Here is a 14,690-nt window from a genome sequence, read left to right as displayed (position 1 = left end):
CTCTCCCCACTAGGGGAGAGGTGAACCGAGTCCGCGGAAGACGGTCTGTAAATTTGTGGTACCCGCATGAACAAATTCCGCACCCTCGATGACGTCGACGTAAAGGGCAAGCGCGCCCTGCTTCGCGTCGATCTCAACGTGCCGGCCGAAGACGGCCGCATCACCGACAGCACCCGGATCGAGCGCGTCGCGCCCACAATCACCGAGATCGCCGGCAAGGGCGGCAAGGTGATCCTGCTTTCGCATTTCGGCCGGCCCAAGGGCCGCGATCCGAAGGAATCGCTCAAACCCGTCGCCGCGGCGCTGTCGCAGATCATCGGCAGGCCGGTCGCGTTCGCCGATGATTGCATCGGAGAGCCCGCCGAAGCGGCGGTCGCGGCGATGAAGGACGGCGACATTCTCTGCCTGGAGAATACCCGCTTCCATAAGGAAGAAGAAAAGAACGACCCGGCCTTCGTCGCGGCACTGGCCAGGCTCGGCGATATCTGGATCAACGACGCGTTCTCGGCGGCGCACCGCGCGCACGCCTCGACCGAAGGCCTCGGCCACAGACTGCCGGCCTATGCCGGACGCACCATGCAGGCCGAACTCGACGCGCTTGGGAAAGCACTGGAAGCGCCGACCAAGCCGGTGATCGCGGTGATCGGCGGCGCCAAGGTCTCGACCAAGATCGACCTGCTGGAAAACCTCGTCACCAAGGTCGATGCGCTGGTGATCGGCGGCGGCATGGCCAACACCTTCCTGCATGCGCAGGGCGTCAACGTCGGCAAGTCGCTGGCGGAAAAGGATCTCGCCGCGACCGCGCTACGCATTCTCGAAAAGGCGGAGGCTTCGAACTGCGCCATCATCCTGCCGGTCGATGCCGTCGTGGCGTTCCAGTTCGCCGCCAACTCGCCGTCGCACGCCTACGGCCTCGACGCGATCCCGGCCGAAGGCATGATCCTCGACGTCGGCCCGCGCTCGATCGCGCGGATCCATGCGGCGATCGACGACGCCGCGACGCTGGTGTGGAACGGACCACTCGGCGCGTTCGAGATCGCGCCGTTCGACCGCGGCACCGTGCAGGCCGCCAGGCACGCAGCCGAGCGGACCAAAGCAAAGAAGCTGATCTCGGTCGCCGGTGGCGGCGACACCGTGGCGGCGCTGAACCAGGCCGGCGTGGCCGGTGATTTTACCTATGTTTCAACCGCCGGCGGCGCTTTCCTCGAATGGATGGAAGGCAAGCCGCTGCCCGGCGTCGAGGTTTTGAAAGTAAAATAGATTATCGGGCACAGCCCCAACGCGGAGATATGGATTCATGGCTCGCATCACGTTGCGTCAATTGCTTGACCATGCGGCGGAGCACGATTACGGCGTGCCGGCCTTCAACATCAACAACATGGAGCAGGCGCTCGCCATCATGGAGGCGGCCTCCAGCCTCGATGCGCCCGTCATCATCCAGGCCTCGCGCGGCGCCCGCTCCTATGCCAACGACGTGATGCTGCGGCACATGATGGATGCGGTCACCGAAATCTATCCGCAGATTCCGGTCTGCGTGCATCTCGACCACGGCAACGAGCCCGCGACCTGCATGACCGCGATCCAGGCCAGCTTCACCTCGGTGATGATGGACGGCTCGCTGAAGGCGGACGGCAAGACTCCGGGCGACTGGAACTACAATGTCGGCGTCACCAAAACCGTGACCGACATGGCCCATCTCGGCGGCATTTCGGTGGAAGGCGAACTCGGCGTGCTCGGCTCGCTCGAAACCGGCATGGGCGACAAGGAAGACGGCCACGGCGCCGAAGGCAAACTCTCGCACGACCAGTTGCTGACCAACCCCGACGAAGCCGTCAAGTTCGTGAAAGAGACAAAAGTCGACGCGCTGGCGATCGCGATGGGCACCTCGCACGGCGCCTACAAATTCACCCGCAAGCCGGATGGCGACATCCTGGCCATGAACGTCATCGAGGAAATCCACCGCAAGCTGCCCAACACGCATCTGGTGATGCATGGCTCGTCGTCGGTACCGCAGGATTTGCAGGACATCATCAACGCCAATGGCGGCAAGATGAAGCCGACCTGGGGCGTGCCGGTGTCCGAGATCCAGCGCGGCATCAAGAACGGCGTGCGCAAGATCAACATCGATACCGACAACCGGATGGCGATGACCGGCCAGATCCGGAAAGTTCTGAAGGACAATCCGGAAGAGTTCGATCCGCGCAAATATCTCAAGCCGGCGATGGAAGCGATGACCAGGCTGTGCAAGCAGCGGCTTGAGGAATTCAATACCGCGGGCCAGGCCGGCAAGATCAAGAAGGTTCTCACCACGGCGGAAATGGCCAAACGCTACGCCAAGGGCGAACTCGATCCGAAAGTCGCATGAGATCGCCAGAGGCGGGCCTGTTGCCGCCCCTTTTTTGGCCGCAGTCCGGGGGCAACTAGCCGCATTATGGCCACCAAACCGGTTCCGCCGCGCCCCGTGCCGCGGCTTTATCTCGCGACCCCCGTCATGGACGATCCGTCGCCGTTCGCGGCCAGCCTCGCGGGCGCGCTCGCCGGCGCCGATGTCGCGGCGGTGCTGCTGCGGCTGACGGAGACCGACCCGCGCACCATGATCACGCGCATCAAGGCGCTGGCGCCAATGGTGCAGGCGCGCGGCGCGGCGCTGCTGCTCGACGGTCACGTCGAACTGGTCGCCCGCGCCGGCGCCGACGGCGCCCATCTGACCGGCATCGCGGCCCTGGAGGAAGCTTTGCCGGGCCTGAAACCCGACCGGATCGTCGGCGTCGGCGGGCTGGCGACGCGGCACGATTCGATGACCGCGGGCGAAACCGGGGTCGACTACGTGCTGTTCGGCGAGCCTGACGCCGGGGGGCAGCGGCCCTCGATCGAGGCGATCGCCGAACGCCTGCAATGGTGGGCCGAACTGTTCGAGCCGCCCTGTGTCGGGTTTGCCGCCTCGCGCGAGGAGGCTTACGAATTCGCCGCGGCCGGCGCGGACTTCGTCCTGGTCGGCGATTTCATCTGGGCCGATCCGCGCGGCGCGGAAGCGGCGCTATCGGAAGTGGAGCAGGCGATCCGGCAGGCCCACGCCGTCTCATCCGGAAAAGCCGCGGCCGCACAGGGATAGCGGTGGAAATGAAGATCCTGCATCCCATAGCGATCCTTGCCATAGCGATCCGTGCTATGGCGACCCTCGCCTGCGGCCTGACGCTGGCGGCAAGCGGCGCGGCGGCGCAGATCTCGCTGACGCCCCGTGCCGCCGAACCGCCGCCGGCAACCGGCCAGCCCGCGGCCAAGCCGAAAGCGAAGCCGCGCGAGGTCGCCAAGGAGCCGGTCAGGAAGCCGCCACCGGCCCCCGCCGTGGCGCCGAAGCCGGAACCAATTCCGAAGCCGGCCGCGCCCACAACCGCTACGTCCACGCCTGACGATCCCCATGTCGATCTGGTCTACGGCGCGTTCCAGCGCGGGGACTACAAGGCCACGTTCGATCTTGCGACCAAGCGTGTGCAGGAAAAGGGCGATCCGAAAGCCATGACGATGCTCGGCGAGCTCTATTCCAACGGATTTGGTGTCCCGCGCGACACCGCCAAGGCGATCGAATGGTACCGGCGCGCCTGCGACGCCGGCGACCGCGAGGCCATGTTCTCGCTCGCCATGCTTCGCCTGGCCGGACAAGGCGGCCCGGACGGCGGCACGGAGGCGGCGAAATTGCTGGCGTCCTCGGTCAAGCTCGGCAGCATGAAAGCCGCCTATAACCTGGCGCTGCTCTATATCGACGGACAGACCCTGCCGCAGGATCTCAAGCGCGCCGCGGAACTGCTGCGCCAGGCGGCCGACGCCGGTAGTCCGGAAGCGCAATACGCTCTCGCGACCTTCTACAAGGACGGCAACGGGGTACCGAAAGACATCGAAAAATCGGTGCATCTGTTGCAGGCCGCGGCGCTCGGCGGCAATACCGACGCCGAGGTCGAATATGCCATCGCGCTTTTCAACGGCACCGGCACGCTGCAAAACCGTCCCGCCGCGGTGACGCTGCTGCGCAGGGCCGCCAAGGAGGGCAGCCCGATCGCGCAAAACCGGCTCGCCTGGGTGCTGGTGAACGGACAGGGCGCGCCGATGGACAAGATCGAGGGCCTCAAATGGCATCTCGTCGCCAAAACCTCCGGCAAGGGCGACCCGATGCTCGACGAGGCGCTGGGCGATCTGAGCCCCGAAGACCGTGCCAAGGCGGAAGCGGCGGCGCGCAAATGGCTCGGCGCCAAATGATGCACCTTGACGCCGGAGCCACCGCAAGGCACCCAGTCCCTGTTTCACCTCTCCCCGGTGGGAGAGAAGCGCAGTCTCTGCGTTGAACCACCGCACAAGCCGGGATCATGCTGCATTCAGCCCTCATCAACGTCATGGTCAAGGCCGCGCGCCGCGCCGGCCGCAGTCTTTCGCGCGATCTCGGCGAGATCGAAAATCTTCAGGTCTCGCTGAAAGGGCCCGCCAATTTCGTCAGCCTCGCCGACAAGCGCGCCGAGGAGATGCTTTACACCGACCTCGCCAAGGCACGGCCGGGTTACGGCTTCATCGGCGAGGAAGGCGGCAGCCGCGAGGGCACCGACAAGAGCCACACCTGGATCGTCGATCCGCTCGACGGCACCACGAATTTCCTGCACGGCATCCCGCAATTCGCGATCTCGATCGGTCTGCAGCGCGAGGACACGATCATCGCGGGCGTGATCTACAATCCCGCCAATGACGAGCTCTACATCGCCGAGCGCGGCAAGGGCGCCTTCCTCAACGAGCAGCGGCTGCGCGTCGCCGGCCGCCGCAGGCTCGATGAATGCGTGATCGCCTGCGGCCTGCCGCATATCGGGCGCGGTGACCATGAGCTGTCGCGCCGGGAAATGACCGAGATCCAGAACAAGGTCGCAGGCCTTCGCCGCTTCGGCGCCGCTTCGCTGGACATGGCTTTCGTCGCCGCCGGGCGCCTGGACGGCTATTGGGAACGCAATCTGCAACCCTGGGACATGGCGGCCGGCCAGATCATGGTGCGCGAGGCCGGCGGCGTCGTCAGCGGCATCGTCGGCGACGACGATCCGCTCAAGACCGGCGACGTGATCTGCGGCAATGAATTCGTGCATCGCGAACTGGTGAAGATCCTGAAGCCGCTGGGGTAACAGTCCAGCGATATCGTCATGCCCGGACTTGATCCGGGCATCCATCACACTTCACAAACAGCACTTTCGGGATAACGGATTGCCGGGTCAAAGCCCGGCAATGACGAATCATAGCGTTTTCGAGCGAAGTGGATTCCGGTTCGCGTGAAGAAAACGCGTCCGGTTCCGATTCAATCAGAACCGTAAGGCTTTAGTGAACAGCCCGCGCCGGCGGTCCGTACACCTCACCGGCCGGCGTCGCGACGATCTCGCGGTCCGGTGCAAAAAAGCGCTGCACCGAGACAAAGAATACCGGCACCATCAGCAGCGCAAGGACGACGACGGCGATCATGCCGCCCATGACGCCGGTGCCGAGCGCCTGCTGGCTCGCCCCGCCGGCGCCGCTCGCAATCGCCATCGGCAGCACGCCGCAGACGAAGGCAAGCCCCGTCATCAGGATCGGCCGGAACCGGAGGCTGCAGGCCTCCACCGTCGCCTCGATCAGCGGCTTGCCCTGCGCGCGCAGATCCTTGGCGAATTCTATGATGAGGATGGCATCCTTGGCCGCAAGCCCGATGATGGTGATCAGGCCGACGGTGAAATAAACGTCGTTGGGCAGTCCGCGCAGCATCGCTGCCAGCACCGCGCCGGAGATCCCGAGCGGCACCGTCAGCAAGACCGCCAGCGGAATGGTCCAGCTTTCATACAGCGCGGCGAGACAGAGAAACACCACGAGGGCGGAGAGCGCGAGCAGAAACGGCGCCTGCGAGCCGGACAATTTTTCCTGCAACGATTGCCCGGCCCAATCATAGCCGAAACCGCGCGGCAGCCTGCCCGCAAGCCGTTCCATCTCCTTGATCGCGTCGCCCGACGTGTAGCCCGGCGCGGCTTCGCCGCTGATGCGCACGGACGGATAGTAATTGAACCCGACGATCTGGGTCGGCCCTTTCGACCATTCGACCGATGCAAAAGCGGAAAACGGCACCAGCTGCCCGGTCCTGTTCTTCACATTGTAATTCAGGATATCTTCCGCGTTCATGCGGTCGTCGCGATCGGCCTGAACGATGACGCGCTGCATCCGGCCGCGGTTCGGAAAATCGTTGATGTAGTTGGAGCCGAGATTGGTCGAGATCGTGTTGTTGATGTCCTCGAAGGTGACGCCGAACGCACCGGCCTTTTCCCGGTCGATCACAAGATTGACCTGCGGCGCCGTCGGCAGCCCCTCGATATAGACCTTTTGCAGCACCTCGCTCGCATTGGCCTCCGCGACCAGCCGGTCGGCCGCGTTCATCAGCGCCGCATAGCCCTTCTGGCCGCGGTCCTGCAGGCGGAAGCTGAAGCCCGAGGAATTGCCGAGATTGTCGATCGGCGGCGGTTGCAGCGCCGAGATCTTGGCGTCGCGGATCGACGACAATTCGCTGTTGATGTCGGCCACGATCGCGGCGGCGGAATCCTTTGCCGAACGCTCCGACCAGTCCTTCAGCGAAATGAAAGCCTGCGCCGTGTTCATGCCCTGGCCGAGGAAGCTGAAGCCGGTGAGGAACGTGACATTCTCGACGCCTGCGCGCTGCGCCAGATATTTCTCGACTTTTTCGACCGCGGCTTCGGTGCGTGCATAGGAGGAATCCGATGGCGTCTGCACGTCGGTGGTGATGAAGCCCTGGTCATCGACCGGCAGGAACCCGCCGGGCAGGCGGACGAACGCCCAGGTCAATCCGATCAGCAGCGCCGCATAGATCAGCATCAGCCTTCCCGTGCGCTTCAGCGCCCCCCTCACCGTGCGCGAATAACCGTCGCGGCTGGTTTCGAGCAGCCGGTTGAAGGCCCCGAACACGCCTTTGCGGGCGTGGCCGTGGCCCGCGGCCACCGGCTTGAGCAGCGTCGCGCACAGCGCCGGCGTCAGCGACATCGCCATCAAGGCCGAGAAGCCGATCGCCGCCACCATCGTGACCGAGAACTGCCGGTAGATGATGCCGACCGATCCCGGAAAGAACGCCATCGGCACGAACACGGCGACCAGCACCAGCGTGATGCCGATGATGGCGCCCGATATCTGCGACATCGCCTTGCGGGCCGCCTGCTTCGGCGGCAATCCCTCCTCCGCCATGATGCGCTCGACATTCTCGACCACGACGATGGCGTCGTCCACGAGAATGCCGACCGCCAGCACCATGCCGAACATCGTCAGCATGTTGATGGAAAAACCGGCGAGCAGCAGCACGGCGCAGGTGCCGAGCAGCGCGACCGGGACCACGATGGTCGGGATGATGGTGTAGCGGATGTTCTGCAGGAACAGGAACATCACGACGAACACCAGCACCACCGCCTCGACCAGCGTCGACAGCACCTTCTCGATCGATGCCTTGACCACCGGCGTGATGTTGTAGGGGATGTCGTAGGCGATATTGGCCGGAAAGAACCGCGACAATTCCTTCATCTTGGCCTCGACCGCGCCGGCGGTGGCGAGCGCGTTGCCGGTCGGCGACAACAACACCGACAGGCCGGCGGTGGGCTGGCCGTTGAGGCGGGTGTTGAACTGATAGCTGAGCCCGCCGATCTCGATGCGGGCGACGTCGCGCAGCCGCACCGTCGAGCCGTCGGCATTGGCGCGCAGGATGATCGATCCGAATTCATCGGGCGAACCGAGCTGGCCCTTGACCAGCACCAGCGCGGAGATCCGCTGTTGCGGCGTGCTTGGCTCGGCGCCGACGCTGCCGGACGCGACCTGCGCGTTCTGGGCGTTGATCGCTGTGGTCACGTCGTCGGCGGTCAGGCCGTAGCCGACCAGCCTGTCGGGATCGATCCAGATCCGCAGGCTTCGCTCGGTCGAATAAAGCGTGGCGCGGCCGACGCCGGGAATGCGCCGGATTTCGCCGAGCACGTTGCGGATCATGAAATCGCCAAGGCCGACCTCATCGAGGCTGCCGTCGGTCGATCGCAGCGTGATGATCTGCAACACCGCGCTTGAAGCTTCCTCGACCAGGATGCCCTGCTGGATCACGGCGCGCGGCAACCGCGCCTCGACCCGCTTGAGGCGGTTCTGGACCTCGACCGACGCCGCGCCGGTCTCGGTGCTCGGCACGAAATTGGCGGTGATTTCGACCTGCCCGAGCGAGTCGCTGGTGGATTCGAAATTCAGGATGCCGGACGCGCCGTTGAGCTCCTCCTCGATCAGCCGCGTGACGCTGTTGTAGAGGTTTTCCGGCGATGCGCCGGGATAGCTGGTCGAGATCGAGATCGAGGGCGGCGCGATGATCGGATATTGCGCAACCGCCAGCAACGGAATCGAGATCGCGCCGATCAGGCAGATGAACAGCGCGACCACCCAGGCGAAGATCGGCCTGTCAATGAAGAAGCCCGGCATCGGATGTCACCGGCGCGCCGTTTGCCGGGTCGGTCCCGCATCCGCTTCGGGAACGGCATCGGTGGACGCATCCGCTTCGGTCCAGGCCTGCGGCCTGACCTTGTCGCCGGCGGCGAATTTCTGAAAGCCTTCGACCACGACCCTGTCGCCGGCCTTCAGCCCGTCGGTGACGAACCATTGGCCGTCCTGAAGCGATCCGGTGCGAACGGCCTGCGTCGCGACATGATCGTCGTTCTTGACCACGAAGACTTCGCTGCCGCCGCCGCTGTCGCGCTGGATCGCCTGCTCCGGCACGGCGATGGCATCGGTGTCGATGCCCTGCTCGATCCGCACGCGGACATACATGCCCGGCAGCAATTCGCGCTTCGGATTGGGAAACTCGCCGCGCAGCGTCACCTGGCCGGTCTGCGCGTCAACCTTGGCTTCGGAGAACAAAAGCTTGCCGGGAACCGGATAGACCGTACCGTCGTCGAGGACCAGGCGAACCTTCATGGCGTCGGGCGCAATGCGGTCGAGATCGCCGCTTTCGAAGGCGCGCCGCAACTGAACCAGTTCGGAGACCGATTGGGTGAAATCGGCATAGATCGAATCCAGTTGCTGGATCGTGGCGAGATTAGCCGCTTCGTTCTGCACGACCAGCGCGCCTTCGCTGACCAGCGCGGCGCCGATGACGCCATCGATCGGCGCGCGGATCGTCGCATAGTCGAGATTCAGCCTGGCGCGGGCGACATCGGCCTTGCGTCCCTCGACATCGGCTTCGGCCTGGCGCAGGGACGCGACGGCCTTTTCGTTTTCGGCTTCAGGAGTCGTGCGCTGGGCGGTCAGCGTGGCGATCCGGCGGGCATGCTGCGCGGCCTGTTCGAGCACGGCCCGCGCCCTGGCCAGCGCGGCCTCGTTGGACTGGACCTCCACTTCGAACGGCCGGGGATCGACCTGATAGAGCGGATCGCCGGCCTTCACCTCACTGCCCTGGCTGAACATCCGTTTCACGACGATGCCGGAGACGCGCGGGCGCACGTCCGAAACGCGCGTCGGCGCGATGCGTCCCGGAAGTTCGCGCACGACCGCGCGCGGCTGCGGCTTGACGGCGACGACGCTCACGCTGGGCTCGGACGGCTGCGCCGCCGCCGAAGCGGAATTCGGTTCATCGCATCCCGCGAGCAGAGGGACTGCGGCGGCAAGGACCAATGCAATGCATGCCGACTGCGCGCGAAATTCTGACATTGAAACCATCGCCCCCGATTTGCGTTCGACCGAAAATTGAATTCGCGTGACGCGAAAACGTCCGCGCTCATGGTGACGGCAGGATAGGAAGAGCCTGCTGCAACGCAACGCGTGGAGCGGGCGGCGCAATGTCACACGCCTCTATCGCCCTCATCGAACAACGATTTTACCGCCCGCTAAATTGTCGCGGGGACGGGTTCCCTCGCGCAACGCCGCGTCCTGAGGAGCCGCGGACCATTTAAATTCGCAATGATGAGTCGAAGCGCAAGATCGTGAGTCGGCAACGAATCAGTCCACGGCGCTCAATCCCGCAGGCACCAACACCCGTCCGCCCGCAAGACCGAAGCCGGCGGGCGTCCGCTGACGGCACGACTTCCGCCCGGCTTTCATGTTGACGTTCATGACGCGCGCGGAACAATCGGCTTTTTTCCTAGCGCCGCTGTGCCATATTGGTGCCGGAAAGCATTTCTCCCGCAACAGGTGATGATCAGCCAATGCCTTCAGCTCCCCCTTCCCGCTCGGCGATGGAAATCGAACTGACCAAGCTGTCATCGCCCCGGATCTTCCTGGTGCGGATGCTGGTGTTCCTGGTGCTGTGCGCGCTGGTGGCGGTGGTGCTCTACAAGCAGATCGTGACGGCGTTCTTCGCCAATCCCGGCCTGAACGCCCTGATCGGGCTGGTGCTTTTGATCGGCACCATCCTGGCGTTCCGCCAGGTGATCCGGCTCTATCCGGAAGTGGCCTGGGTCAACAATTTCCGCATCGCCGATCCCGGCCTCGCCATCGAGCGGCGCCCGACCTTGCTGGCACCGATGGCGGTGATCCTGGGCGGCGAACGCAGCGGGCGGATGACGATCTCGCAACAGACCATGCGGCATCTTCTGGATTCGATCGCGACCCGGCTCGACGAGGCCCGCGATATCTCCCGCTACATGACCGGCCTCCTGGTGTTCCTCGGGCTGCTCGGCACGTTCTGGGGCCTGATCGAAACGGTCGGCTCGGTCGGCAAGGTGATCGACGGCTTGAAGGTCGGCGGCGACGCCGGCGCGCTGTTCGACACCCTCAAGGAAGGCCTGGCCGCGCCGCTCGGCGGCATGGGCATTTCGTTTTCGTCGTCGCTGTTCGGTCTTGCCGGCTCGCTGATCCTCGGCTTTCTCGACCTGCAATCCAGCCAGGCGCAAAATCGCTTCTATACCGACCTCGAAGACTGGCTCGCCACCACCGTGCGCGAATATTCCGGCAGCGAAACCGCAGCCGGCACCGGCGGCGAACTGCAAGGCGCGCTCGAGCGGTTGCGCTCGGCGGTGGAAGAAAGCGGCGCCAATCGCGGCACCACGACGGCGATGGCCAATCTCGCCGAGGCCATTCAGGGTCTCGTCGCGCATATGCGGACCGAGCAGCAGATGATCCGCGAATGGGCCGACGGCCAGGGCGAGCAGAACCGCGAGATCAAGAAGCTGCTCGAACGGTTGGCGCGCCAGCCGGAGAAGAATTAAACAGCGGAGACTTCCGATGGCCCTAGCACGTACGCGCCGCGGCGAATCCGCGTTCAACTACTGGCCCGGCTTCGTCGACGCGCTGTCGACGCTGGTGCTGTCGATCGTGTTCCTGCTGTCGGTGTTCCTGGTGGTGCAGTTCTTCCTGTCGCAGCAGATCTCCGGCAAGGACAAGGCGCTGGAGCAGCTCAACGCCAAGATCGCGCAGCTCAACGACATGCTGTCGCTCGAAAAGCTCGGCCAGCTCACGCTCGACGACCAGATCTCGCAGCTGCGCGCCGGCCTCGCCTCCGCCGAGGGGGAGCGCGACCGCATCAAGGGCCTGTATGACGGCCTCGCCAATGCCGGCAACGACGCCGCCGGCCGCACCACCGAACTCAACAAGGCGCTGGAATCCGAAAAGGGCGTGTCGGCGCGCGCCCTGGCGCAGATCGAGGTGTTGACCCAGCAGATCAGCGCGCTGCGCCGGCAGCTCGCGGCGCTGGAGGACGCGCTCGACGCCTCGGAGAAGCGCGACAAGGAATCGCAGGGACGGATCGCCGATCTCGGACAACGGCTGAACGTCGCGCTGGCGCAGCGGGTACAGGAACTGTCGCGCTATCGTTCCGAATTCTTCGGCCAGCTTCGCGCCATCCTCGGCAACCGGCCGGATATCCGCATCGTCGGCGACCGCTTCGTGTTCCAGTCCGAGGTGTTTTTCGACACCGGACAGGCGCTGTTGCTGCCCGAGGGCCGCGCCGAGCTCGACAAGGTGGCGGGCGCCTTGATCGATCTCGACAAGCAGATCCCGGGCGAGATCGCCTGGGTGCTGCGGGTCGACGGCCATACCGATTCCAGGCCGATCAACAGCCCGGTGTTCAAGTCGAACTGGGAATTGTCTTCGGCCCGCGCGATCGCGGTGGTGCAATATCTGATCTCGCTCGGCGTACCGGCGCAGCGGCTGGTCGCGGCTGGCTTTGCCGAATTCCAGCCGCTCGACACCGCCCAGACCGACGATGCCTACAAGCGCAACCGCCGCATCGAATTGAAGCTGACGGAACGGTAGTGGCTACGGCATTTCAGCTTCGTCCCTATCGCGCCGGGGATGAAGACGCCGCCATCGCGCTGTGGCAGCGTAGCTGGCAGCAGGCCTATCCCGCGATCGACTTTGCCGCGCGGCTACACTGGTGGCGCGAACGCTGGCGCAACGAACTGGTGCCGAACGCGGCGATCATCGTGGCGGAACAGGCGGGCATGTTGATCGGATTCGTCACCATCGACGCCTCCGGCTATCTCGACCAATTGGTGGCTGCTCCCGAACAGTGGGGCTCGGCGCTCGGCGATGCGCTCGCCGGTGAAGCAAAGCGCCTGTCACCGAAGCGCGTGACGCTGCTCGTCAACAAGGACAACGCCCGTGCCATCCGCTTCTACGAGCGCAACGGCTTTGTGCATGAAGGCGAGGACGTCAACCCGACCTCAGGCCGGCCGGTGCTGCGGATGGCGTGGAAGCCATAACGATTGCAAAGGTTGTCATTGCCGGGCTTGACCCGGCAATCCATCACTTTGAAGAATTTTTTCGAAGAAGAGGGATGCCCGGATCAAGTCCGGGCATGACGATTTGACTTCTAAATCCCCTCGAACTGCAACCGCGCCAGCCGGGCATAGAGTCCGTTGGCGGCGACCAGCGAGGCGTGGGTGCCCTGCTCGACGATGCGGCCGTGCTCCATCACCAGGATCCGGTCGCAGGACAGCACCGTTGCGAGGCGGTGGGCGATCACCAGCGTGGTACGGTGACGCATCAATTCCTCCAGCGCGGTCTGCACCAGCGTTTCGCTTTCGGCATCCAGCGCGGAGGTCGCCTCATCGAGCAGCAACAGCGGCGCGTCGCGCAGGATCGCGCGCGCGATCGCGATGCGCTGGCGCTGGCCGCCGGACAGCGTCACGCCGCGCTCGCCAAGCTGCGCCTCGAAACCGCCTGGCAGGCGGCGAATGAACTCGGTGGCGTGCGCGAGGCCCGCGGCGCGCTCGACCTCGGCGTCGGTGGCATCCGGCCGGCCGAAGCGGATGTTCTCGCGCGCCGTCGCGGCGAAGGCCACGGATTCCTGCGGCACCAGGGCGATGCGGCTGCGCAAATCATGCGGATCGGCCGCCCTGATCGGCACGCCGTCGAGCGTGATCGTGCCCGATGTGGGGTCGTAGAACCGCAGCAGCAGATGAAACAGCGTGCTCTTGCCGGCGCCCGAGGGGCCGACGATCGCCACCTTCTCGCCGGCGCGGACCGAGAACGAAACGCCGTCAACCGCCGAAGTATCGGACCGCGTCGGATAGGCGAAACTGACATTCTCGAACCCGACGTCGCCGCGCGGCGGCACCGGCAGCGCGCGGGGCGAGGCCGGCGCGGTGATCGCGGATTTGACGCGAAGCAGTTCAAACAGCCGCTCGGCCGCGCCCGACGCCGCCGAAACCTCGCTCCACACCTCGCTGAGCTGGCCGAGTGATGCGGCGGCGAACGCCGTATAAAGAACGAACTGGCCGAGCCGGCCCGGCGTGATGGCGCCGTTCAGCACGTCATGCGACCCGGTCCACAGGATCATCACGACGCTGGTAAAGGCGATGAAGATCACGATCGCGGTCAAAAAGCCGCGCGCCTGCGCCGACGTCCGGGCCGCGTCATAGGCCTGTTCGACTTCGCGGCCGAAGCGCGCATTGGCCAGCCGCTCGCCGGTATAGGCCTGCACGGTGCGGATGGCGCCGACCAGCTCGGACGCATAGGCCGAGGCGTCGGCCAGCGTATCCTGGGCGTTGCGCGACAAGCGCCGAACCCAGCGGCCGAACGCCACCAGCGGCAGCACGATCAGCGGAATCGCCAGCAGCACCAGGCCCGAAAGCCTCGGACTCGTGATCACCATCATCGCGGCGGCGCCCACGAACATCAGCAGGTTGCGCAGCGCGATCGAGGCCGAGGCGCCGGCCGCGGATTTGATCTGGGTGGTATCGGCGGTCAACCGCGAGATCAGTTCGCCGCTGCGCGCGGAATCGAAGAAGGAAGGCGACAGCGCGATCAGATGCGCGAACACGTCGCGCCTGAGATCGGCGACGATGCGCTCGCCGATCGTCATGACCAGATAATAGCGCGACGCGCTGGCAAGGGCGAGGATGGCGACCACCGCGATCATCACGCTGAAATAGCTGTTGATCATGGCGATGCCTTCCGGGGTGAACCCGAAATCGATCATCCGCCGCACCGCAACCGGCACCACAAGCGTCGTGATCGCGGCCACCGTGAGCGAGATCAGGGCCAGAATGGCGCGCCAGCGATACCGCGCCATGTAAGGCGCAAGCTCCACCAGCGGACGCAGCCGCGCCCGGCCTTTCACCGCCGATGCCGCCAGATCGGATTCGACGGAGGTTTCGCCGTTGCCGCCGTCCAACCGTTCCACCACGCTCATGAGATCCGACCTGTCGCTTCCGCCCTGTCGCTTCCAGATAGGCTCCGCC

At 65.2% G+C, this 14,690-nt stretch carries 11 protein-coding genes; 8 read left to right on the top strand and 3 right to left on the bottom strand.

Translation table 11 applies throughout. The annotated features are described in order from the left end of the window. Window positions 1–66 precede the first annotated feature (66 nt). The 5 genes from HB630_RS17375 to HB630_RS17355 all read left to right on the top strand — a co-directional run bounded on the left by HB630_RS17375 (window position 67) and on the right by HB630_RS17355 (window position 5,150). Window positions 67–1,260, top strand: a complete 1,194-nt coding sequence (locus tag HB630_RS17375) for a phosphoglycerate kinase (RefSeq protein WP_213773492.1) — start codon at window positions 67–69, stop codon at window positions 1,258–1,260. Between the two features lie 37 nt (window positions 1,261–1,297). Beyond that, window positions 1,298–2,365, top strand: a complete 1,068-nt coding sequence (gene fba / locus HB630_RS17370) for a class II fructose-bisphosphate aldolase (protein WP_213773491.1) — start codon at window positions 1,298–1,300, stop codon at window positions 2,363–2,365. A gap of 66 nt (window positions 2,366–2,431) precedes the next feature. Then, on the top strand, window positions 2,432–3,112 hold the full coding sequence (locus HB630_RS17365) for a thiamine phosphate synthase (protein ID WP_213773490.1): 681 nt from the start codon (window positions 2,432–2,434) through the stop codon (window positions 3,110–3,112). A gap of 56 nt (window positions 3,113–3,168) precedes the next feature. Further along, complete coding sequence (locus HB630_RS17360) at window positions 3,169–4,251, top strand: tetratricopeptide repeat protein (RefSeq protein ID WP_213773489.1); 1,083 nt, start codon at window positions 3,169–3,171, stop codon at window positions 4,249–4,251. 107 nt (window positions 4,252–4,358) lie between these two features. Then, on the top strand, window positions 4,359–5,150 hold the full coding sequence (locus HB630_RS17355; RefSeq protein WP_213773488.1) for an inositol monophosphatase family protein: 792 nt from the start codon (window positions 4,359–4,361) through the stop codon (window positions 5,148–5,150). Window positions 5,151–5,340: 190 nt separating this feature from the next. Here HB630_RS17355 and HB630_RS17350 read toward each other — a convergent pair whose 3' ends face one another. Beyond that, a complete protein-coding gene (locus HB630_RS17350) occupies window positions 5,341–8,493 on the bottom strand; it encodes a multidrug efflux RND transporter permease subunit (RefSeq protein WP_213773487.1) in 3,153 nt (1,050 codons plus the stop codon). A 6-nt stretch (window positions 8,494–8,499) separates the two neighbouring features. Next, entirely contained in the window at window positions 8,500–9,717 is a 1,218-nt protein-coding gene (locus tag HB630_RS17345; RefSeq protein ID WP_213773486.1) for an efflux RND transporter periplasmic adaptor subunit, read from the bottom strand. A gap of 494 nt (window positions 9,718–10,211) precedes the next feature. Here HB630_RS17345 and HB630_RS17340 point away from each other — a divergent pair, with 494 nt between their 5' ends. Genes HB630_RS17340 through HB630_RS17330 form a run of 3 tightly spaced genes read left to right on the top strand, consistent with a single transcriptional unit; the run spans window position 10,212 to window position 12,707 of the window. Further along, on the top strand, window positions 10,212–11,213 hold the full coding sequence (locus HB630_RS17340; protein ID WP_213773485.1) for a flagellar motor protein MotA: 1,002 nt from the start codon (window positions 10,212–10,214) through the stop codon (window positions 11,211–11,213). Between the two features lie 16 nt (window positions 11,214–11,229). After that, window positions 11,230–12,258: a peptidoglycan -binding protein gene (locus tag HB630_RS17335; protein WP_213773484.1), complete on the top strand. Its 1,029-nt coding sequence runs from the start codon at window positions 11,230–11,232 to the stop codon at window positions 12,256–12,258. Next, window positions 12,258–12,707 carry a GNAT family N-acetyltransferase gene (locus tag HB630_RS17330; RefSeq protein ID WP_213773483.1) on the top strand — a complete coding sequence of 150 codons (450 nt, stop codon included), beginning with the start codon at window positions 12,258–12,260 and terminating at the stop codon, window positions 12,705–12,707. Before HB630_RS17335 ends, HB630_RS17330 begins: the two co-directional genes overlap by 1 nt. Window positions 12,708–12,817: 110 nt before the next feature. Here HB630_RS17330 and HB630_RS17325 read toward each other — a convergent pair whose 3' ends face one another. After that, window positions 12,818–14,641, bottom strand: coding sequence for an ABC transporter transmembrane domain-containing protein (locus tag HB630_RS17325; protein ID WP_213773482.1), 1,824 nt, complete (start codon window positions 14,639–14,641; stop codon window positions 12,818–12,820). Window positions 14,642–14,690: the final 49 nt, after the last annotated feature.

The sequence above is a fragment of the Bradyrhizobium sp. dw_78 genome (assembly GCF_018449525.1).
Classification (GTDB): domain Bacteria; phylum Pseudomonadota; class Alphaproteobacteria; order Rhizobiales; family Xanthobacteraceae; genus Bradyrhizobium.
Note: the sequence above shows the minus strand (reverse complement) of the source record. Positions and strands in the feature narration are given on the sequence as shown.

What these genes read in the sequence shown, in the direction of transcription:
- HB630_RS17350 (WP_213773487.1), bottom strand. Translation starts at nt 8,493, where the DNA reads ATGCCGGGCTTCTTCATTGACAGGCCGATCTTCGCCTGGGTGGTCGCG.
- HB630_RS17325 (WP_213773482.1), bottom strand. Translation starts at nt 14,641, where the DNA reads ATGAGCGTGGTGGAACGGTTGGACGGCGGCAACGGCGAAACCTCCGTC.
- HB630_RS17365 (WP_213773490.1), top strand. Translation starts at nt 2,432, where the DNA reads ATGGCCACCAAACCGGTTCCGCCGCGCCCCGTGCCGCGGCTTTATCTC.
- HB630_RS17345 (WP_213773486.1), bottom strand. Translation starts at nt 9,717, where the DNA reads ATGTCAGAATTTCGCGCGCAGTCGGCATGCATTGCATTGGTCCTTGCC.
- HB630_RS17355 (WP_213773488.1), top strand. Translation starts at nt 4,359, where the DNA reads ATGCTGCATTCAGCCCTCATCAACGTCATGGTCAAGGCCGCGCGCCGC.
- HB630_RS17340 (WP_213773485.1), top strand. Translation starts at nt 10,212, where the DNA reads ATGCCTTCAGCTCCCCCTTCCCGCTCGGCGATGGAAATCGAACTGACC.
- HB630_RS17335 (WP_213773484.1), top strand. Translation starts at nt 11,230, where the DNA reads ATGGCCCTAGCACGTACGCGCCGCGGCGAATCCGCGTTCAACTACTGG.
- HB630_RS17375 (WP_213773492.1), top strand. Translation starts at nt 67, where the DNA reads ATGAACAAATTCCGCACCCTCGATGACGTCGACGTAAAGGGCAAGCGC.
- fba (WP_213773491.1), top strand. Translation starts at nt 1,298, where the DNA reads ATGGCTCGCATCACGTTGCGTCAATTGCTTGACCATGCGGCGGAGCAC.
- HB630_RS17360 (WP_213773489.1), top strand. Translation starts at nt 3,169, where the DNA reads ATGGCGACCCTCGCCTGCGGCCTGACGCTGGCGGCAAGCGGCGCGGCG.